Genomic DNA, 26,830 nt, shown 5'->3' with positions numbered 1-26,830 from the left:
AGTCCCTCGCCGGGCTGTTCCGCCGCCGCGCATCGTTATATTCTGGCATCAACCTACGAAGGGATTTCGCCGTGCGCTGGCTCAGGATTGCCATAAGTTTCACCGTCACGATGCTGACCTTGCTCTGCATGCTCCCGGCCCAGGCCGCGCAAGGCAGTGGCTGGTCGGTATTGCTTGACGATCAGGGCAATCTGCAACTGAGCGACATCCGCTCGGCTCGCTACACCAATCAATTCAGCCCCATCGAACTTGATCGCCTCACGGCGGCCGAGCCCGATGGCGCACTGTGGCTGCGCTTCAAACTGGCGCCGGGCAAGCACGAACAAGTGCTGCGGATCTTCGCCCCCGACCTGTCCAACCTCAGTCTCTACGTGCTCGACGGCGACAAGCTGATCGAACAACGCACTTCCGGCACCCAGCAGCCACAAGTCGAACGGCCGCTGCCGAGCAGCGATTTTCTGCTGCCCTTGCCGCAGAGCGACAAGTCCCTCGATGTTTATCTGCGGATGGTTTCCGACCATCAGCTGCGCCCGCACATCACCCTGCAATCGGCGGTGATGAGTGCCGCCGACCAGAACCAGACGCTGATCTTCGGTCTGCTGTTCGGCTGCCTCGGCATGCTGCTGCTGCACAACCTCGTGCGCTACGCCTACTCGCGCTCACGCAGCAGCCTGTGGCTGGCGGTCTGCGAAGGCCTGCTGGGCCTGAGCCTGTTGCTGTTGCTCAACCTCGCAGGGCCTTGGCTGCCGAACTGGCACGCGATCCAGACCCCGGGCGCTTATCTGGCGTTATTGCTGACCGCCCCGGCCGGGCTGATGTTCGCCCTGCGCTTCTTCGCCCCGCTCGGCCCGCACCCGCTGAACAAACTGTTGCTGGGTGACATTCTGTTCATCGTGATCTGCAGCCTGCTACTGTTGTTCGTCAACACTCTGCCGCTGAACATCATCACCTACGCGCTGGTGGCGCTGGCCGGTCTGAGCATGTTGCTGGTCGGCTTCTATCACTGGCAAAAAGGTTATCGCCCGGCGCGACTGTTCGTGGCCGGGATGGTTGTGTTCAACATCGGCACGCTGATCATCCTGCCGGCGTTGCTGGGGCTGACCCTGGTGTCGCCACAAGGCCTGATCATGACCCTGATGGGCTTCATCTGCATCAGCGGCCTGCTGATGAGCATCGCCTTGGGTGAACGCCAGCGCAGCATCACCGAAAGCCGTTTCAGCATCAGCCGCGACCTCGCCGCGAGCAATGCCGAGATCAACGCCAAGGCCGAATTCCTCGCCAAGATCAGCCACGAAATCCGCACCCCGATGAACGGCGTGCTGGGCATGACCGAACTGCTGCTGGGCACGCCGCTGTCAGTCAAGCAACGCGATTACGTGCAAACCATCCACAGTGCCGGCAACGAACTGCTGACGCTGATCAACGAGATCCTCGACATCTCCAAGCTCGAATCCGGGCAGATCGAGCTGGACGACGTGCAGTTCGACCTCAACGCGCTGATCGACGATTGCCTGAGCATCTACCGCGCCAAGGCCGAACAGCAGAACGTCGAACTGATCAGCTTCATCCAGCCGCAAGTGCCACGCGTGATCAGCGGCGACCCGACCCGCTTGCGTCAGACCCTGCTGAGCCTGCTGGAAAACGCCTTGAAGAAAACCGACGAAGGCGAAGTGCTGATCGTCGTCGCCCTCGACGAGCGCAGCGTCAAACCACGGCTGCGCATCGCCGTACAGGACAGCGGCCAGCCGATGGAGGCGGAAGAACGCGATGCACTGCTGCACGCCGAACTGCACAGCAAACACTTCCTCTCGGCCAACCGTCTGGGTGGCAACCTCGGGCTGGTGATTGCGCGGCAACTGATTCGCCTGATGAACGGTGAATTCGGGATCAAGAGCGGCGCCAATCAGGGCAGCACCTTGTGGCTGACCCTGCCGCTGGACCCGGATCGCCTCGAACACCCGACCTCCGACCTCGACGGCCCGCTGCAAGGCGCACGCGTGCTGGTGGTGGACGACAACGACACTTGTCGCAAGGTGCTGGTGCAACAATGCAGCGCCTGGGGCCTGAACGTCAGCGCCGTGCCATCGGGCAAGGAAGCATTGGCGCTGCTGCGCACCAAGGCGCACCTGCGCGACTATTTCGATGTGGTGCTGCTGGATCAGAACATGCCCGGCATGACCGGCATGCAACTGGCGGCCAAGATCAAGGAAGACCCGAGCCTGAACCACGACATCCTGTTGATCATGCTCACCGGCATCAGCAACGCGCCGAGCAAGATCATCGCGCGCAACTCAGGGATCAAACGCATCCTAGCCAAACCGGTGGCCGGCTATACGCTCAAGACCACCCTCGCCGACGAGTTGAACCAGCGCAATAAAGGTCAGGTGGTGTTCCAGCCGCAAGTGCTCACACCGGCCACGGCAGCCAAGGTACCGAGCGACTTCCGCATCCTCGTCGCTGAGGACAACACGATTTCGACCAAAGTGATTCGCGGCATGCTCGGTAAACTCAACCTGCAACCGGACACCGCCAGCAACGGCGAAGAGGCCCTGCAGGCGATGAAGGCCCAGCGTTACGATCTGGTGCTGATGGACTGCGAAATGCCGATCCTCGACGGTTTCTCGGCGACCCAGCAACTGCGCGCGTGGGAAGTCAGCAATCAGCGCATACGCACGCCGATCGTCGCGCTGACCGCGCACATCCTCGCCGAACACAAGGAGCGTGCACGTCAGGCCGGGATGGATGGCCACATGGCCAAACCGGTGGAGCTATCGCAACTGCGCGAGCTGATCGAACACTGGGTAGCCCAGCGCGATCAGCAGAACCGTACGGCGTCGACCTTTTAAGCAGGTGTACCACGCCAGTTCGAGCGTGACTCAATCGGCTGCGCCGTTCTCTTCGGCTGAAACATCTTCAGTCAGCCTCAACAACGCCACGTTCGCTTCAAGCCTGTCCTGGACTTTCAGGGCGATGGCTGCGCGAACCGGCCCATAAAGCGCTTCGGACAACTTGGCACTGGCAGAGCGCCTGCAAACACTGCCGCGAATATCCTCAGCCTGGAATAGCTCGGCCAAAGGGTTGTCAGCGAGAAGCCGTCCAGTCTCAAACTCGATGTAGACGCTGCTCATCGACATCGGCGAGTGCGCCTCGACCGCCAACAGCCGTACAGTCATGGCGACATCTGACTGATCCGTCGATACATCGCTGGCGCTTTTCTGCATGTAACCCCGCAGCAGCCCTATTGCCGGTTCGCTTGCGGAAAGTTCTGCCAGTCGACGCATGACTGCGTTCGCAACGCCACATTGCTCCACAGCATCCTCGAACTCAGGAGCGACCACCCAGTCAACGATAGACACGCTGTTACCCTGTGCGACGGACAGATCCAACCGTGCTCTGAAATGTCGCAGCCAATATTTGTCCAGAAATTCCATGTAGACGTCATACCAGCCAATACCCGGATTTTTCTCAAGTTTCTTGTTGGCCGCCAGTTGCGCCAACAACAGAGAGTTTATTAAATCCTGATAGCGTTCCGGTTTGTCTGCCGGCGGAATCAGTACAACGGCACCCGCAACGATCAAAACGGAATATTTGCAATTCATATAATCGCCCCCAAAAAAAAGCAGTCGACCTTCGACTGCTTTTTTCGATTTATCAGATATCAATATCTTCAATCTGATCGATACCAACCAGCTTTTTCTTGATCGTCTCACGCACTGCGTTGGCGACGTCGGTATTTTTGGCAAAGAAAGTTTGAGCTCGATACAAACTTACATTACGAACATCGACATCCACGAACATCACTTTGGTAGAGGTGTTCTTACGCAGAAAACGTACCGTTCCCAGCGCCATGATTGCCTCACCGTCGAGTTCGACACACGCTCCGGTCGAGATGCCACCCACGCCGTGGTCCAGCAAATTTCGCTCATAAGCGGTCAACGCAGCAGTGTCCCGTTTTTGCAGGGCCGAGATTGCATCACCCGCTACCTTCAGCATCAGAACGCTGGTTGGCCCTGGCAGTGCAACGTTAGCCAGCACGGAACCCAGAATCTCCAGTACCAGCTTGTCCATCCGCACACTCGTGCCTTCGACATTGAGGTCATTGTAGTACTGATCGATGGGCGTCCAGCCAGCGAGGGTCATCACCTCACGGAACCGCTTATACCACTCTCGGCCCTGATGCTCTTCGGGGTATAGCTTGTTCGCTGCACGTGTGGCGAACAGAAGAGCGTTCTGGGCATCCGACTTGTTCTGATCCGAAAGTTTGCCAGAAAAACCCATTGTGGCTTCGCCGACAACAGAACCTGTCGACGGTGCCTCGATTTCGTCCCCTACAGCCAACAGGCCACGAGAGCGAATAACCGGCTTACCACCCACATCACATGCTTCAATCGCGTTAATACAGGAAGAGATATAAAGCTCATTAACGACTTGGCTATGCACAATAAAAGTCCTTGTTATTTATCAGGCAAGTCCCTCTTGAACTTGCAAGAAAACAATAAACAAACAAACTCATCACTACAAACCCAAATCTGTAACATCTTATCCAGCCAACACGACACAACTAACAAAATCGCACAAAACAACTATCAAAATAAAAAACGAAAAAACCGAAGGCCTCGCGCAGCATCTTCTGCACACACAAGCAACTAACCGACTGATAGACTTGCCGTCATCACTCTCCGGATGCGAGTCGCCCTCATGCTCCACGTGTTATTCAGCGTTTACCTGAAGATGCTGGTGCTCTACAGCCCGTTCTTCGTGTTGTCCTGCTTCATCAGCCTGACCCGTGGCTACTCGCGCAAGGAACAGCGGCGCCTGGCCTGGAAAGTGGCAATCGCCACTTTGATCTCCAGCGTCTTGCTGTACCTGTTCGGGAGGGTGATTTTCGATGTCTTCGGGATCACTGCGGACGCATTCCGCATCGGTGCCGGCAGCGTGCTGTTCATCTCGGCATTGGGCATGGCTCAGGGCAAGCCGGTGGTGCAGAGTGATAACGTGCAACAGGACGTGACGATCGTCCCGCTGACCATCCCGCTGACCGTCGGCCCGGGCACCATCGGCGCCCTGTTGGTGATGGGCGTCAGTCAGCCGCACTGGGACGACAAACTGACCGCGATCATGAGCATCACCCTGGCCAGTTTCACCGTCGGCGTGGTGCTGTATCTGTCCAATCACATCGAACGGGTGCTCGGCGATCAGGGCCTGCAGATCGTCAGCCGGCTGATGGGCCTTTTCGTTTGCGCACTGGCGGCGCAAATCATCTTTACCGGGATCAAGGGCTACCTGGTGTCCTGAGAGAACTCAGCAGGTTTAAACCTTGTTCAGGACGAGACAGAATCAGGAAAAAGGCCTGCGCAGTAGTCTGCGCAGGCCTTTTCAGTTGCCCTTCTGCATTAAGCCGGCACCGCTCCCAGCAACTGCGCAAGCGTTGCACTAGCGTCGGCATCATCGACTTCGACGATTTCCCGCAGCCTCTGCACCAGGCTCGATACCGCATAGGAACGCCCGCCCTCGAACCCGAGGAAGACGTCGCCGCGCATCGCCGGATCCGCCGAGCACACATCCCGCAGGATCAGGCTGTGCTGGCGATCCGGGTCGACGATCAGCAAGTGCTCGTCGACAAACGACAGTTGCAGTTTTTGCGGTGCGTCCAGCGCCCAGACCAGCTTGCCGGGAATCGCCGGAACCTCGCCCAGTGGGTGCCGACAATCGACAATCACCGAGTCCAGCCGCAACCAGCAGGCCCTCGACAGGTGGTACGTGACGCCGCCCTGCCCCAGGCGCAACACCAGACAGCTCACGTCATCAGCGATCAGTGGCAACAGGTCTTCGACCTTGTTCTGCCCCTCGACCACCAACACCTCGGCGTCGCGCCGCACGTATTCGAAAGGGCCGATGCTCTGCTGACCGGGATAGACGTGCACGCGGTGTGCCCGACGCTCGTGCAACAGCACATGCCGATGGCGGGTACCGAGCAATTCGCAATCGTGTGGCAGATCCTGGCCCGCTACCCGAATCAGTTGTGCATTCGCCACGTCGTACCATTGCAGGTTGCCCGCGCCAGACTCCACGGCGATGTAGGACTCATGCCCGGCGGTCTCCAGCAATGCCTGCAGAGACTCCGGCAAATGCTCCGCGTGCTCGCTTGCCCAGTGACGATCAACGCCAATGATCTTTTCAGCTTCCTGATATCGCAGCTTGAGTGACACGCCGTTGACCGATGTCCCGCACAGACCGGAGCCGTCGTTGCGCACGGCACTGAACCGCCAGTCGTCCCACTCGGCCTGCGGTGCCGGCAGCAGCTCGCTTGCCAGTAACTGTGCGCCGCTGCCGAACGCTGGTTCGAGCTGCCGACTGTCGAAGAACAGCTGACTGCAGATCTCACCGCTGGCGACGTCAAACAGCCAGGCCGCCTGGTTGTCCGGTGTGACCCCGAGCAAACGCATTTCCCGCTCGTGCCCCGGATCGCACAACAGCAGGCGGTTATCCACACACCAGGCACACAGGCTGCGATCACCGGTGGCATTGCGCAGACCCAGAATGGCGAAACTGTTGACCGGGTACGTCGTTGCCAGCGTTTCGAGTGCCTGCCACCACTGTGCGCGCCCCCTGAGCCAGCGCTCACTCAAGCCACCCAGGTGCACTTCACCCTCTGCGGTCAGGTTGAAGAACAGACCGTCGTCGGTCAGTGCCAGATACCCGTCCTGCACCGGCACCACGTCATTGAGCCCGTCGGGTTGCAGCCATTGATGCGTCCATTGCGCCGGCCAGCGCTCGCTGCCAGCAGGCGCGCTCTTTTGCACCTTGCACAGTTTTTGCGCCAGCCGGTCGTAGATGAAAAACAGCTCCTGCTCATCGTTGACCGGCAGAAGCAGCAGATCACCAAGCTGTTTGATCGAATCGACCCAGCCGCGGTCATGCCCGAAGGCAAACGGATGAATGCACAACAGGTCACGGCTGCGAATCCAGACCAGGTCACGTTTGCCCGGATCGAACGCCCAGCAGACCGACACGTAGGCGGCCGGTTGCCAGTCGACGGTGCTGACGCCTGCGCGTTCGGGCACCGGCGGTAACGTGAAATAGTGACCAAGCACCACCGACCAATGCGTCAAGGTCGGACTGGCGAACACTCGGCGGCCCAGCTCACGGTCCATCTCTCGGGTAACCGCAACCAGCTGCAGTTGGCCCTCATGGATCAGGTAATTGAATTGCGTGGCATGCCGATCAGCCCCCAACCATTGCTGTTCGATATGAATCACGCCCTGCGCATCGACCTCAATACGCCGAACGCTGCACTGCCCCTCCATGACAAGCAGACGATAGCGGCACTTGAGCAAACCGCTGACGGCATCGACCTGCCAGATGTCGTAGTTGCGCACCTCATAGAAAAACGCAGAATCGTCGACCACCGCCGCCAGCAGCATTTCATCGGCCGCCAGAACCTCTTCACTGCGGATGTACAGAAAACGATCCTCGGCAGCGTCGTACCAGGCCGTGGTGTGGCGCGGTTGTCCCTGGGGTTCGAAAGGAATCGGAAAGTGATGAACCGGCGTGTAAGGCAGCACCAGTCGATGCTCCCGGGCCAGCGCCTGGTAATGCGTGAGGAGTGACTGCTCATTCTCCCCGGCTGGCGCGCTCTGCTCGATAATGTCCAGTCGTCCGCCACTGCGGTTGACCTTGAACGATTGCCGCCCGGTCAGTTGCAGAATGACCTCATGCCGTCCTCTGCCGCTGAACGTCACCTTCACGCCACCCACAGAAAGAACCCCGCCGACGTCGATCCGCACATCCCTCTCGGTGGCCCAGGCGGCTACCAGATTCCAGCGGCACTGCTGCAGGCTGGGAGACTGCAACTGGACATTGACCCCGCGATTGAGGATCAGTGAACAGGCGCCACCCGCACCTTCGATGCGGTACGACAATTTGTCGTGCCAGACCGGTGGCGTCATTGGCACCGCCAGTGCACGTTCGTGGGCATCCAGCCGCACCTCGATCACGGTGGGCCGATACGACGGTGCGAGACGGTTGATGATGTAGTGCACGGGAAAGGAGTAGAACGAAAACAGAAACCGCCATTGGCCAGCCGCATCCTTTTTTTCCAGCTTGCGGGCGGTATCGAAGCCGGTGTCGTGACGCAGCGTCGAGAATGGCAGCGCCTTGTATTCGTAACCGTAGTACGTGGTCGGCGTACACGGCAGGACGACCAGTTGCGTAGTCGGCGGATCGAAGTGGATGTAGCCGGGAAGCCCCAGTTCACGCCGCAGATCGAGCGCTTGTTGATCATCCGGATTGAAATCCGGCACCCCGAAATGGTCGCGCAGCCGATACACCTTCGGACTGTCGAGCACCAGCATCGCACGATTGAAGTCCAGGCTCTGGACGACCAGCGAGGGGTGAGCGACCCACGCCCCGAGCCCGTCGTCATAGCGATAACCGACACCCCGACAGGCCCGCTCCAGATCATCGAAGAACAGCCCGACCTCCTGCGCCTGCTCAGCGATCCTGGCGAACCCCTGGGCCAGGGCCGCCACACCCACAGCCAGTCCGCCCAGAATCACCCCGGCTCCACCGAGCACGGCTGCCGCTGTTGCCGCACCTGCCGCGGCGGCTCCCAGACCACCGGCGGTCAACGCCAGACTGGCGGAGTCGAAGGCCAGTTGGGTGCCGAACTGCGCGCGCTCGATCTCGCTGTCTGCCGTCGCCAATTGATAGATGTCGAAGCCGACATTGGCCAGCCCCAGCACCGCGCCCACACCTTCGTTGGCCACATGTCCCAGCGCCTCGCCAACCACCGGCGCACAGGTACGGGCGATGATCTTCTCTTCATTGAGTGCGGTTTTGATCAGACTGATCAGGCCAGCGACATCCGTGACATTACCGTGCACCAGTTGCGCGTAATTGACGTAAGCGTGCAACCTCACGGCGGTGGTCAAGGTGCGGTCTTCTCCCTCTCGTCCACGCAAGACGTTCATCAGTGCCTGGATGGTGAAGCCGGTATTGAGCGTGTGTACGGCCCCGGCCTCGGTCAACTGTGGCGAGGCTCGGGTGCCAAGTACCGAAAACTGCTCCGACAGATAACTTCTGATGCGCAGCAGGCGATGATCGGTGCTGACCACCTGCACCACATGCTCGGCCTGCGAGGGATCGATCAGGTTGATCCGGTACTCGCCGGCGGGCGTTATCTCCAGGGTTTCGAACAACGGCACCAGCGGTTTTGCCGAAGCATGCAAATCCTGTAAAGCCTCAGTCGTCTGGGCAATCTGCTGTCCCCACCACTGGCTGTCCAGATCGCGCAGGCTGCGCCCCAGATGCGGATTGCTGACCAGTGAATGGCCGCGGGCACTGTTCAAGCGCCGACGGATCGGCCGTTGTGAAGGCTCCGGCAGGACATTGTCGGACTCCAGCAATTGCCCGACACGCAATCCGCCGGACAGATTCAGGGCCGAAATCTTTTGTCCCTGCAGCTCGATCAGATCAAACGTCGGGCGCGCGTCGTCGCCATAGGCCGCATAGTATTTCGCCATGCCCTGTTTCTGGAAAAGGTCGGTCAGTGCCAGTTGGAACTGGTCAGGCTGGCTGAACTCGAACACGCCGAAATTGGGGTCATAGAAATGATAGGTGGCGTGCCCACCATTGAAGATTTTCGCCACCAGCATGGCGTGGTTGTCCGAGTTGAGCATCAGCGTGCGCGAGCTGGCGAACGCTTCCAGCGTGGTGCCGAGCTGCTGCAGATCGACCCGCCCCAGCGGCTTGCCGATGTCGTGCAATTGCACGCCACGCAACTCTTCGAGTGCCTCCAGAAACACCATTGAATCTTGCTGCTGCGGCTCGGCAGTGGCCAGGAAGAATCGCTCGCGCAAGCGTCGCGAAGCCGCCACGCCGTGCTCCAGAGCAGCACTCATGATCAGCGCCAGCGGGTAACAGCGGCCACCGGGATCACCCGCCCCCTGGAGCAACAGATCCTGCGGCACCAGTTTGACGTCACTGGCCTCGATTTGCCCCAGTACCTGACCCAGCCGCAGGATCACCTGTTCACGATGCTCGCGGGTGGCGATGGTCTGGATATGGGCAACATGACGCCCCCATTGAAACAGCGTGTGCGCCTGCGACAGCGCGGCTCGTTTCAACGTCAACGCGCTGTCCGACGACACCATCGGCTGGTCGACATGACTGGCGAGACCGGCCATGAATTGCGGCGCACGATGCTGATAAAGATGGCGTTCAATGGCCGCATAACGCACCGACGCCCCTACCTCGGCAACGCTGTTGGCCAGATTTTCCAGTTCGGGGGCAAGTTGCGTGAAGCTTGAGTTATCCAGTGAGCGTGCGCCGAGCATCTGTCCCAACACTACCCGTTGCAAGGGACTGATCTGGAAGAACTGCAGCGAACCCTCGGCAATCCCGCTTAGCAACTCATCCAGCGCCAGCCCCTGAATCCGCGCATCGCTGAGCGACGCCGGAGCTAGCAAAGTGACGGGCTGGGCCCTGATGGCCTGACGATCATCGAACCCCAGACCCGGCCCTTCGGGAAAAACCAGCGGACCGTTATGACCTTGTCTCATCGCCGCCACAAACGGTGCACCGAGTCGGTCGATCATCCGTTGCAGTACATCCGTCAACAGCACCGGCCGGCCCTCGATGAGCGGCCAACCCTCCTCGAACACCACGCTTTGCTGGGTCAGCAATGCCGTTACATCGCCGCTGTAGCGCGCGCTGTACTGCCCTTCACGCCAGCGTTGCTGTTCGTCGAGCACCCACTGCCGGGTATCAATGGCGTTGTCTTTCCAAGAGTGATCCAGCTCTTCCTCGGTCTTGTCGTTGACCATCCACAGCGGTTCGATAGCCGCCTCCACACGTAACGCTTCCGCTTCGCGCGGGACGAAGTTGTGCCGTTCGTAATCGGCCATGCCATCGCGCATCGCGGCTGGCCCCGTCAGATAAATCGTTCCCTCGCTCTGCGGGCGGATGCCGTCACTGAAGTAGCCCGCGATGGCGAGCATCAGAAAATTGGCCGCCAGGTCCTCGGTCATCGACAGTTCGGCCAGAGGGCCAAATGTCTGCTCGAGCACTTCGCGCGCCAACCTCGTCATGCCTTCAAAGTCGCTCAGTGCAACGCCACGCTTGGCGGCGAGGCGGCTCGTCTGTTCAATGGCCTCATAGTTGAACCGAAACCGCTCGATCACGCTTTTGAGCATCGGCGATTGCGCGTGAGCCATCAGGAACGAGTTACTCAACGTGTTTTGCACGGCAACGGCGCGCAGGTCCTGCGGACGCACAAGCAACTCTGCCGGCGCCTGGAACACCTCGCTCAGCGCCGGTTGCTGTCGGGCAAAAACCTCAAGCGCGGCGCGGTATTCCTCGGGAATCCGGTCTAGATAATCGGTGTATCGGTCACGCAATGCCTGGCGTCCCGGCATCCAGTGCGGGTTGTGATCGAGCAGCAGTTGCAGAACGCCAAGGCGCGCATCACCAGCGAACGTACTGATGTCGATCCCGCCCATGGTTTTGACCAGTGGTGGCAGATTATCGACATCGACATAGCGGCCACCTTCGTCGAACACCGCCTCGACCCGCACCACATCGGAGGCGGCAGCCAGATTGCCACGCATCCGGGTCTCGCGATCATAGATGTCCTGCAATCGCAGCGGTGCGTCGAGGTCACGCAAGTCGCGCAACTGCAAATCACCACCTGCCACAGCCAACAGACTGCGCCGGTTTTGCTCGATCAGGCTTTCCAGTTGTGCCGCATCCTGGCCGTAGGCACGGGACAACAGGTCGACCCGCGCTTCATCCGCTGATAACCCTCGCTCCAGCGCCGCATTGATGTGCAGGAACATCTGCTGCTTGAGGACGATGACCCGCTCTTCATACAGCGTACCCAGCCTGGCGTCGGTAATATTCTCGCTGCCGCCGTGCTGCATGGCGTCAGCCTTGGCAGCCTCGACAATCAACTTGTTGGTTTGCCAGGCCAGTAGCGCGTCACTGTCATACCAGAGATGGAGGCTGTAGCCCTGCCCGCTCAATACTTGCTTCCACAGATTGAGGTAATCATGCTGAATCGCGCCCAGACCACCGCCCAGCCAGACAAAGTGCAGGTTCTTTACAACCGCTGTTGCAGCAGTCTTCGCGTAAGTCTCGCTGTTTCGCAGGCGGGTCTCGAAAGCCTGAATACTGCTGTAGATTCGCGATAAAGCATCTTTCGGCGGTTCAGCCTGGCTATGGGAGTCACGACGCAGACGCGACACGCCAATCAACTGTTCCAGCGAATGTTTGAGCAATGTCAGGGGTTCAATCAATCGCGGGGAATCGAGCAACCCGATACATGCAAAGTAATAGCGCCAGACTGACTGATAAACGTCACTGTCCCGGTAGACCAACAGGGCCCGCTCAAGATCAGCCTGTTTGAACAGGCTGATAAAACCAACATAACCGCTGGCATCTTGAAGTCTTTGATCGTGCATGAAAGTTCCTCCGTTACTTGACCAACATCATGTGTGCAGATGGGCACTTGGATGACGAACAAGCTAACGGCTGGCGAACCATCGCTCAAACTTCAGAACTTTCAATACATGTCAAAACAGACAATTCAAAAACAACTGATAACGCGTGTAACAGCAACAAGTTATTGCGACAACCCTGACATATAAATCAACACAGCTGAAGAATATGCGGCACAACTGCGCGCGGACTGTTGCTGTGATCTGTCAAGATTCAGAATAAGTCCGACAAGATGTAAGTAACAAGAAAGATCCCACGCGGGGCTGATGCAGATCACACACGTCCCGCTGAAAAATACGACACCGGCAAATCCGGAAACATTCTACCCGCAATATCCGGCATGGCGAGGGAGCAGCCCCCCTCGCCTGCGGTCAGGACTGCGGCTTTTCGCCGTACCAGCGCGGCGTGTAGACCCACTCGCCACCGTCCGCTTTGGCAAAGGTGCAAGTGGTCGAGGAACCGATCAGGACCATGGTGCGCATGTCCACCTGATCCGGGGTCAGTTGCCCCAGTGTCGTCACGCGCAGGGTTTGCCCCGGACGACCGATGTCGCGCCCCAGCACCACTGGCGTAGCCGCAGTGCGATGCTGCGCGACGATTTCCAGCGCACGCCCCAATTGCCACGGGCGCGCCCGGGAGATCGGGTTGTAGAAGGCCAGGGCCAGATCGGCCTCCGCCGCCAGATCCAGACGCTTTTCAATGATCGACCACGGCTTGAGGTTGTCCGACAGCGACATCACGCAGAAATCATGCCCCAGTGGCGCCCCCGCTTGCGCAGCCGTCGCAAGCGAAGCGGATACACCTGGCAGGATTTCCAGCTCGACGCTGTGCCAGGCCGGATCGGTCGACTCGTGCAACGCTTCAAGCACCGCCGCGGCCATGGCGAACACGCCGGGGTCGCCGGACGAGACCACGATCACCGAACGGCCCTCGGCCGCCAGCCGGAAGGCGTGGCGGGCGCGCTGCATTTCTTCGCGATTGTCGGTGCAGTGCTGCACCTGATCATCGCGGAACGGACCGGCCATGCGCACATAGGTCTCGTAGCCGAGCACATCGGTGGCCCGCGCCAGTTCGGCCTTGACCGCTGGCGCCATCAGTTCGGCAGCGCCGGGGCCGAGGCCGATCACCGCCAGACGCCCACGCTGCCGACCGATCTGCGCGACGTCCAGCGGCTGTTCGGCGAGCGCAATCGCCAGACCGTTGGCATTGCTGATCGCGGCCTGCGGCAGTGCCTGACGAGCCAACTCGCCAAGATCTTTCTGCGCCGCGACAAAGCGCAGCGGCACCCCCAGTTCGAGGGCTGCTTCGCGGAGTCTGGCCGACGCCATTTCAGTGTCAGCCGCCAGCAGACAGGCCAGCGATTGCTGCGCAACCCCGGCCTGTTGCAACGCCAAGCGAACGGCATGCGGCAGATCGTCCACCTGCGCGCTCACCGCCAGCGCTGCGCTGCGCGGATAGATCAGCAACTCATTAGCGCTCGCGACACGCTCGGCACTGCCGACATGAATCGAGCGCTGCGCCTGCGGGTCTTGCGGCAACTGCGCCTGATCCAGCCACGGCGCGGCGCCTTCGATGCGCACGCTGTGCCCGGCCAGCAGATCGGAAACGAAACGCTTGCCCAGCTCCAGATCAGCCAGCGCATAACCGCTGGGTGGATTGAGCAGACAAGTGCCAAAGCGCAATTCGCCACTGGTGGTGATCGCCGCGGCGACCTGCAATGCGGCACCGATTTCCCGGGCCATGACATTCACCCCGCCGAGGCCACCGAGCAGCGGCACCACGGCGCTGCCGTCTTCGGCAACGGCGAGTACCGCCGGTTCAGCGCCCTTCTCCAGCAGCAACGGCGCCAGGGTGCGAATGACAATGCCGGCCGCACACAGGGCGATGATCGGCGTGTCTCGCTGGTACAGCTCACGCAAGGTCGCGCCGAATTCCTCATAGTTGCGGTCGGCGCCCTCGACGCGTCCGGCGAGGCCGTGGATCTGCGCCGTCGGATACAACTGCTGGATCCGTCGTGCGGTGGCGAGCGCGCCCTGTCCGAGGATGACAATGGCCGGTGTGGATTGCGTCATCAACCTTGCCACCGTTCGCCCGGGACGATGATCAGCGAGAAGTACGGCGAGGACATCGGCTCGACCTGATCCAGCGGCACGATCTTCTGATTGGCCATGGTCGCGCGTTCGACGTACAGCGCCCGCTCGGCCAGACCGAGCTCTTCGAGTACTGCACGGACTTTGGGAAAATTGCGTCCCAGTTTCATGATCACCGCCGCATCGGCGTCGGCCAGACGGCGCTTGAGATCCTCATGCGGCAGCACGCCGGAGAGCACCGACAGGCTCTGGTTGCGATACACCAGCGGCGCACCCAGCACCGACGCACCGCCGAGCATCGAGCACACGCCCGGCACCACTTCGGCTTCATAGCGCGTGGACAATCGATCGTGCAGATACATGTAGGAGCCGTAAAAGAACGGATCGCCTTCACAGATCACCGCCACATCGCGGCCGGCGTCCAGATGCGCAGCCACTGTCTCGGAGGCTTCATCGTAGAAGTCGCTGATCACCTGTTCATAGGACAGTGGCGCCGGCAGCACTTCGGTGGTCACCGGGTACACCAGCGGCAACAGATTCTGCGCGTCCTGCAGGTGCGCTTCGATGATGCCGAACGCGTTGCCTTTCTTGCCCTTGGCGACAAAGTACGCCACCACTGGCGACTCGCGCAGCAGACGCAGGGCTTTGACGGTGATCAGTTCCGGATCACCGGGGCCCACACCGAGGCCGATCAGACGTCCTTTGGCCTGCATCATTCGATCTCCGTGGCGAGGGCATTGACTGCTGCGGCGGCCATGGCGCTGCCGCCGAGCCGGCCTTGCATGATCACGAACGGTACGCCGCGACTGTCAGCCGCCAGCGCCGCTTTCGATTCGGCGGCGCCGACGAAGCCCACCGGGAAGCCGAGGATCAGCGCCGGTTTCGGTGCGCCGGCATCGAGCATTTCCAGCAGGTAAAACAGTGCGGTCGGCGCGTTGCCGATCACCACCACACTGCCTTCCAGGTGCGGACGCCACAGTTCCAGCGCGGCCGCCGAGCGGGTGTTGCCCAGCTCACGGGCCAGCTGCGGCACGCTGTCGTCACGCAAAGTGCAGATCACCTCGTTGTTGGCTGGCAGACGGGCGCGGGTCACGCCTTCGGAGACCATCCGCGCATCGCACAGGATCGGCGCACCGGCCGCCAGCGCATCGCGCCCGGCCTTGCCGGCACCTTCGGAGAACTGCAGACCGTCGACGGCCTCGACCATGCCGCAGGCGTGAATCACCCGCACCGCGAGTTTTTCCAGATCGGCCGGGATGCGCGCCAGATTGGCCTCGCTGCGAATGATCGCGAAGGAGTTGCGATAAATCTCCTGACCGTCGCGGATGTAATCAAGCATCAAGGGGGCTCCGTGAGCGGGCGTCGAGCAGAATCGCGGCCGCTTCAATAGTAAGGTTGCGTGCGTGCAGCGTGCCGAAACCCGGCAGCGCTACATCGCGAAAATAGAGATCGTAATGACCGGTGCTGACCGCCAGCAATGTCGCCGCTGCGCGATGGGCCGCCGCGCAAGAGCGCGGGCAACCGGACAGGTGCACGTGCTGCGCCTGTGGCAGCAGCGTCGCCAGCAACCGGGCGTCGTGTTTGGTATCGGCCAGGCCTTTGCCGCAGCCGCTGGAGCCGGTGCAGGCAATCAGCCGGGACAGCGGCTCGCCGGCGTCGGTCAGCCAGTGCAATTGCGTCAGGTGTTGCAGGACTCGCGCCGCGTCGGCGGGCTTCACGTTCGGCAGCAGCAGACTTTGCCAAGGGGTGAAACGCAGGCTGCCATCACCGAACTCGCGGGCCAGTCGGGTCGCACCCCGCAGCATGGCCGGATCGAGACGGCCGAGCGCCGGCACCGCACCGACATACACCCGGTGGTCAGCATTTTGCCGGTGGACACCGATGTGCAGAGCATCCGCCAGCGGCGTGCGCTGTCGGGTGACGGCAGCTTTGATCGCCACGCGTTCGCGCAACTGTTCGAGAAACGCCTGCAGCGGCAGTTCATCGAGCAAATGGCGCATGCGCGTCTGCTCCGGTCGTGCCAGATCAAGGAACAACTCCAGCACCGCGACCACCAGCGCATGGCCGTTACTCAGTGTCACAACACCGGCCGCATGATCGATCGGACTACCGGCCAGACCGAACGCCAACAAAACTTCACCGTCACGTTCGAACGCCGACAGCCACAGATCATGCGGATGCTCGAGCATCGCCAACGCCTCACCGCCGTCCAGTTGCACGGCGAACTTGGCGCTCAACTCATGAAAGCGCGGATGTGCCTGCAGAGTCGCCAGAATCTGTTCGGCCAGAGGCCGGGTATCGAACAGCGACTGCTGATCGATACCGGCACTCGGGCTGAGCATCAGGTTGCGCACATCGTCGCCCGCTGCGGTTTGCGGCCCCAGGCCGGCGGCCAGCAAACTGTCGATCAATGCCGCTGACTGCTCGCCGATGCCGCGAATCTGCAGATTGGCGCGGTTGGTCGCCTCGATCGCGCCACCGGCAAAACGCTCGGCGGCATCGGCCACCGCGTCGGCCTGATCAGCAGTGATCGAGCCGCCATTGAGCTTGATCCGGCAGATACCGCCATCCAGCGCCTGGACAATACGCAGCAACCCCGGACAAGCCGAGGGGCGCAGAGCGGTGGACATAGAGCGTTCGTTCAAGGGATGACCGGCTGGCTGGCAGCGCTGTGATGGGCGAAAGGTCGCCATTATGCCTGCTTTGCCCGAGCGCATGAAAATGCCTGCCGGTCGGAAACTGCGGCTTTTCAGAGTTCGACCTCTTCAAGGTCAACCACGCTCTCGCGAATCGCCTGATCTACAACGTCCCGGTTTTTGTCGATGTCCCGGCGATTGATCACCATTCTTCTGGCGCGGATGTCCAGTTGCGACATCGGTTGATGGACCTGCCAGAACAGGTAGTTGGTACTCAACACCAACTTGAAAAAGCGGATTTGGCTGAACACCACAACCAACTCGCCGTTGGCGTTCTGACTGACCGGCACAATGTGCGAGGTGAAGGCCTTGCCACTCAGGGCGGTAAACTTTTGCAGTAGCGCTACATCTTTTTCAAGCGCTGCCAGCCCGGCTTCAACCTGCGCTAATTGAACGCTCGCGAGCAAGGGTGCTGTCGACCGCCGCCACGCCTCCTGCACACTTCCGGAAAACGCCTCCTGGACCAGCACCACCGGTTTCTCCTCCTGTTTCCAGTCACATGACCACAGGCCTCCGACAAAGTAATCGAACCACTCTGCAGGCTGCAGGCTGCTGTCACAACGGCTGTCCGCCGCAATCTGCGCGAGATAAATGCAGTTCCTCACAAATCTGTTATCGGCCTCTGCCCGCCCCTCCAGCCCGACGAACAACATATTATTAACGGCAACTGCATTATTCTGACTTAAACGTGTAGCTGAATTGATATCCATATCGTTCCCTGCCAACTTGGCACGTATTAAATTCATAGCTTCATTGCGCCAGACTTATTAAAAAGAACTGACTTGAATCAAACTAACAAAAACGGAAGTTTAAAAAATCACTATTACTCGACATTAAGTTTCCGCGTTGCTCTCGACACGCCGCGACGACAGACCCGCGTCAGATGCCGGCAGCCGCGTTATCATGCCGCCCGTGAAGATCTATTCGGAATTAAGGAACGGCATGACACCCTGGCTGACGGTTGTGGGAATCGGTGAAGACGGCTTCAAGGGCCTGGGCAAAAATGCCCGGCGGGCCCTGATGGGCGCCTCGCGGATCATCGGCGGCCAGCGGCAACTGGACTTGCTGCCGGTGTGCATTCGCGGCGAACGCACTTTGTGGCCGAGTCCGTTTTCCCTCGCGCCGGTATTGGAGCAGCGCGGCGAAGCGGTGTGCGTGCTGGCCAGTGGTGATCCGATGTTCTACGGCGTCGGCGCGAGCCTTGCGCGACACGTGCCGAGTAACGAGATGCTGATCCTGCCCGCGCCCTCCTCTTGTTCCCTGGCCGCCGCCCGACTCGGCTGGCCGCTTCAAGAGGTGGTCACCCTATCGCTGGTGGCGCGACCACTGGCGGCACTCAATGCGCAGCTGTTCAGCGGGGTGCGTCTGTTGTTGCTGAGTAATGACCGGCAAAGTCCGGCGGCCGTCGCGGCGCTGCTGCGCGAGCGCGGTTTTGGCGGCAGTCGCCTGACTGTACTTGAGCACCTGGGTGGCGATGCCGAACGGCGCATCGAAAGTACTGCCAATGAATGGAATGACCCGGCGATTGCCGATCTGAATGTGATCGCCATCGAATGCCTGGCCGATGCGCAGACGCCGCGCCTGTCGCGTCTTGCCGGACTGCCCGACTCGGCATTCCAGCACGACGGTCAACTGACCAAACGCGATGTACGCGCGATCACCCTCGCCCGCCTCGCGCCGATTCCCGGCGAACTGCTGTGGGATGTCGGCGGTGGTTGCGGCTCGATCGGCATCGAATGGATGCGCGCGCACCCGAGCTGCCGCGCCATCGCCATCGAGGCGGACGAAGGCCGACAGGCCTTGATCGAACACAACCGCGACGCGTTGGGCGTGCCCGGTCTGCACTTGGTGCGTGGCCGTGCGCCGCAAGCCCTCGCCGGACTGGAGCGCCCCGACGCGATCTTCATCGGCGGCGGCGTGACCCGCGAAGGCGTGTTTGAAACCTGCTGGGAACAACTCAAGCCCGGTGGCAGGCTGGTCGCCAACGCCGTGACCCTGCAAAGTGAAATCAGCCTGATGCACTGGCGCGAACGCCACGGCGGCGAACTGACCCGAATCCATGTCGCCCAGGCGCAACCGCTGGGCGAGTTCGACACCTGGCGTCAGGCGCTGCCGATTACCCTGCTGGATCTGGTCAAACCCCTCGATGCGTGACGAAACCGCCGAACAACCCGCGCCCCTGCGCAGCGGTCTGACCACCGGCAGCTGCGCCACCGCCACCAGCCTCGCCGCCGCCCGTCTGCTGCTCGGCGGTACGTCGGCGGATGCGGTGCAGATCGTCCTGCCCAAAGGCAAACAGGTGCAGATGCGCCTGGAGTTCTGCCGGCTGACCGAAGGCGGCGCCGAGGCCGGAACGATCAAGGACGCCGGCGACGACCCGGACGTAACTCACGGTGCGCTGCTCTATTCACACGTGCGGCTGCTGGCCGAGCCGGGGATTCGCTTTGTCGCGGGCGCAGGTGTCGGCACCGTGACCCGACCGGGGCTGGTGCTCGGCGTCGGTGAACCGGCGATCAACCCGGTACCGCGCAAGATGATCAGCGACCACCTGACGCTGCTCGCCACCGAAAGCGCTTATGCCGGCGGTTTCGAGGTCACGGTCAACGTCGAGGGCGGCGAAGCGCTGGCGTTGAAAACCATGAATCCGCGTCTGGGCATTCTCGGTGGTTTGTCGATCCTCGGCACCAGCGGTATCGTCCGGCCGTTTTCCTGCGCGGCGTATATCGCCTCGATCCATCAGGGCATCGACGTCGCCAAAACCAATGGCTATCTGCACATTGCCGCGTGCACCGGCAACGCCAGCGAAGACACCATGCGCCGGGTCTACGACCTGCCGGAAATTGCCTTGATCGAAATGGGTGACTTTGTCGGCGCGGTGCTCAAGCATCTGCGCAAAGTGCCTGTGGATAAACTCAGCCTGTGTGGCGGCTTCGGCAAGATCAGCAAACTGGCGGCCGGGCACATGGATCTGCACTCGCGGCATTCGAGCATCGACCTGCCGCAACTGGCTGAATGGGCGGCGGCGATGGGTGCCGATCAGGCATTGCAGCAGAGCATTCGTGAAGCGAACACCAGTCAGCAGGCCCTGGCGATGGCCAGCGCGGCGGGCATTGCCCTCGGCGACGAGGTCTGTCGCCATGCGCTGAATTTCGCCCGCAGCGTGGTGCCGGCGCAGGTACAGGTCGAGGTGTTTGCGATTGATCGTCAGGGCGGCATTGTCGGCCACGCCGGAGGTTTTGCATGAAGCGCATCTTGTTGCTCGGCGGCGTCACTGAGGCGTTGGCCATCGCCCGTACGCTGGGGCCAGAACACATTTACAGTCTGGCCGGCGTGGGCCGAGTGCCGACCGACCTGACCTGTCAGGTGCGCGTCGGCGGCTACGGCGGCGCCGAAGGTCTGGCGCAATTCATTCGCGCTGAAGGCATCGACCTGCTGTTCGATGCGACCCACCCTTACGCCGCGCAAATCAGCCGCAACGCCGCCAGTGCCGCGCAACTCGCCAGCATTCGCTGCTGGGCCCTCCGCCGCCCCGCGTGGCGGCCGCAACCGGGCGATGACTGGCGTGAAGTCAGCGACTGGGCCGAACTGACCGAAGCCCTCAAACCGTTCCGCCGCCCGCTGTTCACCCTCGGCCGCGAACCGCTGCAACACCTCGACGAGATCCCTGCCAACCAGTTCTGGACCCTGCGCGCCCTCGACGTCTACCCCGGCAACGAACGCTGCGAAGTGATCGGCGCCCGTGGGCCGTTTCTGCTTGAGGAAGAACGCGCGCTGTTTGAACGCCGGCAGATCGATGTGTTGATCAGCAAGAACAGCGGCAGCACCGCGACCGAGCCGAAACTGGAAGTGGCGCGGGAGTTGCGCGTGCCGGTGATGGTGTTGAAGCGACCGGTGTTGCCGAGGGTTGATCGGGAGTTTCTGACGACGTCTGAAGTCCTCGCTGCCCTTGCCGCCGTCACCCGGCTTTAGCCAGGCGCAGATCTCGAATACGCCTTCGCGGGCAAGCCCGCTCCCACAGTGGTCGGCGGCAACTGCATAGTCTGTGTATGCCAGAAACCCTGTGGGAGCGGGCTTGCTCGCGAAGGCGCCGTCCCTGACAGCTCGTATGCTGAACGTTGAAAAGACAGATCAAAAGATCGCAGCCTCGTTCCACTCGTCAGCTCCTACAGGATCGGCGGATGAGAATGGCGTAGCGAATTTCCACCGCTACACTCCTTTCAATTGATCTGCGACACCAAACCGCACGACGCCTTTTTACTTATCGGCCCTGATCAGGCTAAATAGCCCGCGCCTGATTGCCCACCCAACGGATCTGTCCCATGAACCGACACCGGCTTGCATTTGCCTGGATCGCCTGCTTCGCAGTGCTGTTCAACATGCTCGCCATGCCGATGACCGGGGCGATGGCGCAGGCGGCCAGTTCACCGGCCGAGCAATTGCTGTGGAGCAGTTTCTGCACCGGCAGCGGGACGAAGATGGTAGCGATCAACATCGGCACCACGGAGCAGAAAGCCCCGTCCAACGACAGCCATTCCAACATGCAGCATTGCTGGTGCTGCTCGGGTTCTGCGCCGCTGGTGGCGTTGCCGGGCCATACGCCGCAGCTGTATTTCGCCCGCTACGAAAGCAATCGCAGCGTGGCGCCGCCCTCGTTGCAAACACCGACACCGCGCCAGCAATGGCCGAGCCTCAATCCCCGCGCCTCGCCTCTGGTCTGATCTGTCTCGCAATTGACCTGCGTTTCACATCGTTCTGGAGAACTGCCATGTTGAACAAACTCTTCGTCATCGCTGCGCTGTTGCTGCCTGCGTGCTTCGCCCATGCCCACGAATACAAGGCCGGCGAGCTGGAAATCGCTCACCCGTGGTCGCAGGAGCTGCCGCCCAACGCGCCGACCGTCGCCGCTTATTTCGTGATCAGCAATCCCGGCAAGACCGACGACCGCCTGCTCGGCGTCGACTCGCCGATCACCGCCGAAGCGCAACTGCATGAGCACGTGATGCAGGGCGATCTGATGAAAATGCAGCAGGTGCCCGACGTGGTGATTCCTGCCGGCGGCAAGGTCACGTTCGCGCCGATGGCCTATCACGTGATGCTGCTCAACCCGAAAGACCGCAGCCTGCTCAGCGACGGCAAACGCTTCCCGCTGACCCTGCATTTCGAGAAGGCCGGTGACGTGACCGTCGAAGTCGCGGTGCAGAAGAAACCACCGCAAGACACCCAGGCACACGATCACGCCCAGTAACCGATCCGGCTGACCACGCCCGTGCGCCCGCAACGCGCCGGGGCGTCCCGCCTGCATCGCCAGAGCCAGACTCTGACCCGCGGTAGCTGGATCGCCCTGTTCGCCATGTTGATGATCTTCATCGGCCCGCTGATTTCTCAGTCGATGCCGATGGATCAGCACGCCTCGACTTCCATGGCGATGGACATGGACATGCCGGGCATGGATCATGCCGCGCACGGCGCACAACCGGCTGCCGAACACTGCCCGCCACAATCCTCGCACCACGCCCTGTGGGAAAAATGCGGTTATTGCAGCCTGCTGTTCAACTGCCCGGCGCTGACCGGGGGCGGCACTTTCGCCACGTTCAGCGTCGCCCACGTCAACACCTTCACCCCATCCTCTCCACGCCTGGGCCATGCCCGGCAGACCTTCTTCCCCGGCGCCCGCACCCGCGCCCCGCCCATCACGGCGTAAACACCGCACCTTTGATTGCACACGGTTGAGAAGACAGCTTCAGGCTGCCGGCCGTGTCGTTTACGACTGTTTGATGGAAATTGTCATGTCCAGGTTTTCTGCTGTTCCACGCTCGGGTTCTGCCCAGGCGTCTTTCGCGCTGAACGCATCGCGCATTCGTTTCTCGCACGCCACCGCCGTCCTTTGCGGCGTCCTGCTGTCGCCGCTGGTGCTGGCCGATGACCACGCCGGGCACAACCAAGAACTGAGTCCGACGGTGATCACCGCAATTGCGCCGAGCTCGCCACTGACCATCGTCACCAATCCAAAAGACCCACGCCAACCGGTGCCGGCCAGTGACGGCGGCGATTATCTGAAGACCATTCCCGGCTTCGCCCTGGTGCGCAATGGCGGCACCAACGGTGATCCGGTGCTGCGCGGGATGTTCGGTTCGCGGCTGAACATTCTCACCAACGGCAGCATGCTGCTCGGCGCCTGCCCGGGGCGGATGGACGCACCGACCTCGTACATCTCGCCGGAAACCTACGACAAACTCACGGTGATCAAGGGCCCGCAAACCGTACTCTGGGGGCCAGGCGCATCGGCCGGCACGGTCCTCTTCGACCGTGAGCCGGAAAGCTTCGGCGAACTCGGCACGCGGGTGAATGCCAGCGTGCTGGCCGGCTCCAACGGACGTTTCGACAAGGTCGTCGACGCCGCTGCCGGCGGGCCATTGGGCTACGTGCGAGTGATCGGCAACACTGCGCACTCCGACGACTATCGCGACGGCAACAACGACAGCGTGCCGTCGCGCTACGACAAGTGGAACGGTGACATCGCCGTCGGCTGGACCCCGGACGCCGATACCCTGATCGAACTCACCGCCGGCAAGGGCGATGGCGAAGCGCGCTACGCCGGACGCGGCATGGACGGTTCGCAGTTCCTGCGCGAAAGCCTCGGCCTGCGCTTCGAAAAATCCAACATCACTGATGTGCTGGAGAAACTCGAAGCACAGGTCTACTACAACTACGCCGACCACGTGATGGACAACTACAGCCTGCGCACACCATCCGGCACCGGGATGATGGCCGGGCCCATGGCCTCCAACGTCGACCGTCGCACCCTCGGCGCGCGGATCAAGGCGACCTGGCGCTGGGCCGACATCCAGCTGATCACCGGTCTCGATGCGCAGACCAACGAGCATCGCCAGCGCAGCGGCATGGGCATCGACACCTACAAGGATCAGCCCTACACCAAGGACGCCGATTTCCATAACTACGGCGTGTTCAGCGAAATGACCTGGTACGCCGCCGACCGTGATCGACTGATTACCGGCGCCCGGGTCGACCGCGCCTCGGCCAAGGATTACCGGCAGCGCATTGGCTCCGGAATGATGAGCCGCCCCAACCCGACCGCCGACCAGACCCGCGCCGACACCTTGCCGAGTGGCTTCGTGCGTTACGAGCATGACCTTGCTGACAGCCCCGCCACGCTGTACGCCGGCCTCGGTCACGCGCAGCGCTTCCCGGATTACTGGGAGCTGTTTTCACCGAAGTCCGGCCCGGCCGGTTCGCTGAATGCGTTCGACTCGGTCAAACCGGAGAAGACCACCCAGTTCGACTTCGGCGTGAACTACAAGACCGCCGAACTCGAAGCCTGGGCCTCGGGTTACGTCGGTGTGGTGCGCGACTACATCCTGTTCGACTACACGCCAACGATGATGGGCATGAGTACTTCGCGCGCGGAAAACATCGACGCACGGATCATGGGTGGCGAACTCGGCGCCGCCTACAAACTCACCGATAACTGGAAAGCCGATGCGACCCTGGCTTACGCCTGGGGCAAGAACAGCAGCGATGGCAAGGCCCTGCCGCAAATGCCGCCGCTGGATGCGCGTTTCGGCCTGACGTACAGCGAAGACAACTGGAGCGCCGGGGCGCTGTGGCGCGTGGTCGCGGCGCAAAAGCGCATCGACCAGAACAAGGGCAACGTGGTCGGCAAGGACTACGACAAGAGCGGCGGCTTTGGCGTGTTCTCGCTCAACGGCGCCTACCGGATCAACAAAAACTGGAAGGTCAGCACCGGCGTCGACAACCTGTTCGGCAAGGCTTACGCCGAGCACCTGAACCTGGCCGGTAACGCCGGTTTCGGCTACCCGGCCAACGACCCGCAAGCGATCAACGAGCCGGGGCGCACGCTCTGGACCAAGGTCGATATGAGTTTCTAACAGTCAAATCCCACCCTGTGGGAGCGAGCTTGCTCGCGAAGGGGACGGCACATCCAACATAGATGCAGCCTGATACGACGCCTTCGCGAGCAAGCTCGCTCCCACAAGGGTTGCAGAACAACTAAAAGATCCAAGCCAAGCGGAGCAAACGTGATGCAAAAGCCCAAACCGAATTTCTACAACCTGGCCTGGCGCTGGCATTTCTATGCCGGCCTATTCGTCGCGCCGTTCATGGTAATGCTGGCCCTGACCGGCATCATCTACCTGTTCAAACCGCAACTCGATTCACTGATGTACAGCAGCCTGCTCAACGTCCCCGCCGGGCATCACACGGTGCCGGCCGATGATCTGCTGCAACGGGTCAAGAGCGCTTATCCACAGGGTCAGATCACCCAATACCTGCCGCCGGCCAACGCCGAACGCAGCGCGCAATTTGTCGTGAAGAATGAAGGTCACGAACTCAATGTGTTCATCGATCCGTACCACGGCGACATCCTCGGCGAGCAGGATGCGAAGAAAAATCTGCAAGCCGTCGCGCGCGCCATTCACGGCGAACTGATGATCGGTACGCTCGGTGATCGCCTGATCGAACTCGCCGCCGGTTGGGGCGTGGTGCTGGTGGTGTCGGGGGTGTTTCTGTGGTGGCCGCGCGGTCAGGCCGCCGGAATTCTGTGGCCACGCCTGAGCAGTCGCGGTCGAGTGTTGTGGCGTGATCTGCACGCGGTCACCGGGTTCTGGGGCGCGGCATTGTTGCTGGTGATGCTGCTCAGCGGCATGACCTGGACCGGCTTCTGGGGCAAGCAGTACGCCCAGGTGTGGAACGTGTTCCCGGCGGCGATGTGGAACAACGTGCCGACCTCCGACGTCGAGGCCGGCAGCCTCAATAACGCCGCGCGCCAGACCGTGCCGTGGGCAATGGAAAACACGCCGATGCCGATGTCCGGTGACCATGCCGAGCACATGGCCCACGGCGGCATGCAACACGGCCCCGCTGCTCCCGCGATCAGCCTGCAAGAGGTGCAGAACATCGCAATTGAGCGCAAGGTCGAGCCCGGCTACAGCATCACTCTGCCGACCACCGCGACCGGCGTGTTCACCATTGCCGTGTTCGCCGACGACCCGCGTAACGATGCGACCCTGCATGTCGATCAGTACACCGGCAAGGTCCTCGCCGATGTGCGTTTCGAGCAGTACGGCGCAGTGGCGCGGGCCACGGAAATCGGCGTGATGCTGCATGAAGGCAAGATGTTCGGCACCTTCAACCAGATCATCGTGCTGCTGATCTGCCTGATGATTCTGCTCAGCACCGTCAGCGGCGTGGTGATCTGGTGGAAGCGGCGGCCGCAAGGCAAGTTCGGCGTGCCGCTCCTGCGCCATGACCTGCCGAAATGGAAAACCGGCGTGGCGATCATGCTCGCGCTGGCCGTGATCTTTCCGCTGGTGGGCGCTTCGCTGGTACTGGTCTGGCTGCTGGATCGCCTGCTGTTGTCGCGTCTGGGCCGCCAAACTGAATCTGCCTCAACTTCATCGTGAAGCAGGCGAGATGCGCGTTTCAGACAGATCTTTAAACTGCCGGGACTTAAACTCCGGCAGATTCCTGTGGGAGCGGGCTTGCTCGCGAAGGCGGAGTATCATTCAA

At 61.4% G+C, this 26,830-nt stretch carries 18 protein-coding genes; 10 read left to right on the top strand and 8 right to left on the bottom strand.

Annotation, left to right across the window (positions count from 1 at the left end; translation table 11 throughout):
• Positions 1–71 precede the first annotated feature (71 nt).
• A complete protein-coding gene (locus ACS4NR_RS25000; RefSeq protein ID WP_456018592.1) occupies positions 72–2,846 on the top strand; it encodes a response regulator in 2,775 nt (924 codons plus the stop codon).
• 30 nt (positions 2,847–2,876) lie between these two features.
• Here ACS4NR_RS25000 and ACS4NR_RS24995 read toward each other — a convergent pair whose 3' ends face one another.
• Positions 2,877–3,671: a hypothetical protein gene (locus ACS4NR_RS24995; RefSeq protein WP_456018591.1), complete on the bottom strand. Its 795-nt coding sequence runs from the start codon at positions 3,669–3,671 to the stop codon at positions 2,877–2,879.
• The gene (locus tag ACS4NR_RS24990) at positions 3,652–4,440 is read right to left on the bottom strand and encodes a hypothetical protein (protein ID WP_456018590.1); all 789 of its coding nucleotides are present in this window, start codon (positions 4,438–4,440) and stop codon (positions 3,652–3,654) included. The genes ACS4NR_RS24995 and ACS4NR_RS24990 overlap by 20 nt, the downstream gene beginning before the upstream one ends.
• A 258-nt stretch (positions 4,441–4,698) precedes the next feature.
• Between ACS4NR_RS24990 and ACS4NR_RS24985 the strand changes: the two genes are divergently transcribed.
• Positions 4,699–5,295: a MarC family protein gene (locus ACS4NR_RS24985; protein ID WP_027613585.1), complete on the top strand. Its 597-nt coding sequence runs from the start codon at positions 4,699–4,701 to the stop codon at positions 5,293–5,295.
• 98 nt (positions 5,296–5,393) lie between these two features.
• On the opposite strand, the gene ACS4NR_RS24980 is transcribed toward ACS4NR_RS24985, so the two are convergent.
• The 6 genes from ACS4NR_RS24980 to ACS4NR_RS24955 form a co-directional block, all read right to left on the bottom strand.
• Positions 5,394–12,461, bottom strand: coding sequence for a TcdA/TcdB pore-forming domain-containing protein (locus ACS4NR_RS24980; RefSeq protein WP_456018589.1), 7,068 nt, complete (start codon positions 12,459–12,461; stop codon positions 5,394–5,396).
• A 408-nt stretch (positions 12,462–12,869) separates the two neighbouring features.
• Positions 12,870–14,570: a precorrin-3B C(17)-methyltransferase gene (gene cobJ / locus ACS4NR_RS24975; RefSeq protein ID WP_456018588.1), complete on the bottom strand. Its 1,701-nt coding sequence runs from the start codon at positions 14,568–14,570 to the stop codon at positions 12,870–12,872.
• Positions 14,570–15,304: a precorrin-2 C(20)-methyltransferase gene (locus tag ACS4NR_RS24970; RefSeq protein WP_095138175.1), complete on the bottom strand. Its 735-nt coding sequence runs from the start codon at positions 15,302–15,304 to the stop codon at positions 14,570–14,572. Before ACS4NR_RS24970 ends, cobJ begins: the two co-directional genes overlap by 1 nt.
• On the bottom strand, positions 15,301–15,927 hold the full coding sequence (locus ACS4NR_RS24965) for a precorrin-8X methylmutase (RefSeq protein WP_096794809.1): 627 nt from the start codon (positions 15,925–15,927) through the stop codon (positions 15,301–15,303). Before ACS4NR_RS24965 ends, ACS4NR_RS24970 begins: the two co-directional genes overlap by 4 nt.
• Entirely contained in the window at positions 15,920–17,218 is a 1,299-nt protein-coding gene (cobG, locus tag ACS4NR_RS24960) for a precorrin-3B synthase (RefSeq protein WP_456018587.1), read from the bottom strand. The genes ACS4NR_RS24965 and cobG overlap by 8 nt, the downstream gene beginning before the upstream one ends.
• Positions 17,219–17,337: 119 nt before the next feature.
• A complete protein-coding gene (locus ACS4NR_RS24955) occupies positions 17,338–17,994 on the bottom strand; it encodes a hypothetical protein (protein ID WP_095138173.1) in 657 nt (218 codons plus the stop codon).
• 232 nt (positions 17,995–18,226) lie between these two features.
• Between ACS4NR_RS24955 and cbiE the strand changes: the two genes are divergently transcribed.
• The 8 genes from cbiE (at position 18,227) to ACS4NR_RS24915 (ending at position 26,724) form a co-directional block, all read left to right on the top strand.
• Positions 18,227–19,438: a precorrin-6y C5,15-methyltransferase (decarboxylating) subunit CbiE gene (cbiE, locus tag ACS4NR_RS24950; RefSeq protein WP_456018586.1), complete on the top strand. Its 1,212-nt coding sequence runs from the start codon at positions 18,227–18,229 to the stop codon at positions 19,436–19,438.
• Complete coding sequence (locus ACS4NR_RS24945; RefSeq protein ID WP_456018585.1) at positions 19,431–20,528, top strand: cobalt-precorrin-5B (C(1))-methyltransferase; 1,098 nt, start codon at positions 19,431–19,433, stop codon at positions 20,526–20,528. Before cbiE ends, ACS4NR_RS24945 begins: the two co-directional genes overlap by 8 nt.
• Positions 20,525–21,253, top strand: coding sequence for a cobalt-precorrin-6A reductase (locus ACS4NR_RS24940; RefSeq protein WP_456018584.1), 729 nt, complete (start codon positions 20,525–20,527; stop codon positions 21,251–21,253). The genes ACS4NR_RS24945 and ACS4NR_RS24940 overlap by 4 nt, the downstream gene beginning before the upstream one ends.
• Before the next feature lie 350 nt (positions 21,254–21,603).
• The gene (locus ACS4NR_RS24935; RefSeq protein WP_047600578.1) at positions 21,604–22,002 is read left to right on the top strand and encodes a DUF2946 domain-containing protein; all 399 of its coding nucleotides are present in this window, start codon (positions 21,604–21,606) and stop codon (positions 22,000–22,002) included.
• Positions 22,003–22,049: 47 nt separating this feature from the next.
• Complete coding sequence (locus tag ACS4NR_RS24930; protein ID WP_456018583.1) at positions 22,050–22,529, top strand: copper chaperone PCu(A)C; 480 nt, start codon at positions 22,050–22,052, stop codon at positions 22,527–22,529.
• A 21-nt stretch (positions 22,530–22,550) separates the two neighbouring features.
• Entirely contained in the window at positions 22,551–22,985 is a 435-nt protein-coding gene (locus ACS4NR_RS24925) for a DUF2946 domain-containing protein (protein ID WP_456018582.1), read from the top strand.
• Between the two features lie 85 nt (positions 22,986–23,070).
• The gene (locus tag ACS4NR_RS24920) at positions 23,071–25,191 is read left to right on the top strand and encodes a TonB-dependent copper receptor (protein ID WP_456018581.1); all 2,121 of its coding nucleotides are present in this window, start codon (positions 23,071–23,073) and stop codon (positions 25,189–25,191) included.
• Between the two features lie 153 nt (positions 25,192–25,344).
• Positions 25,345–26,724 (top strand): PepSY-associated TM helix domain-containing protein, encoded by a 1,380-nt coding sequence (locus ACS4NR_RS24915; RefSeq protein WP_456018580.1) that lies wholly within the window; start codon positions 25,345–25,347, stop codon positions 26,722–26,724.
• Positions 26,725–26,830 lie beyond the last annotated feature (106 nt).

It is taken from the genome of Pseudomonas sp. JQ36 (assembly GCF_053851495.1).
Note: the sequence above shows the minus strand (reverse complement) of the source record. Positions and strands in the feature narration are given on the sequence as shown.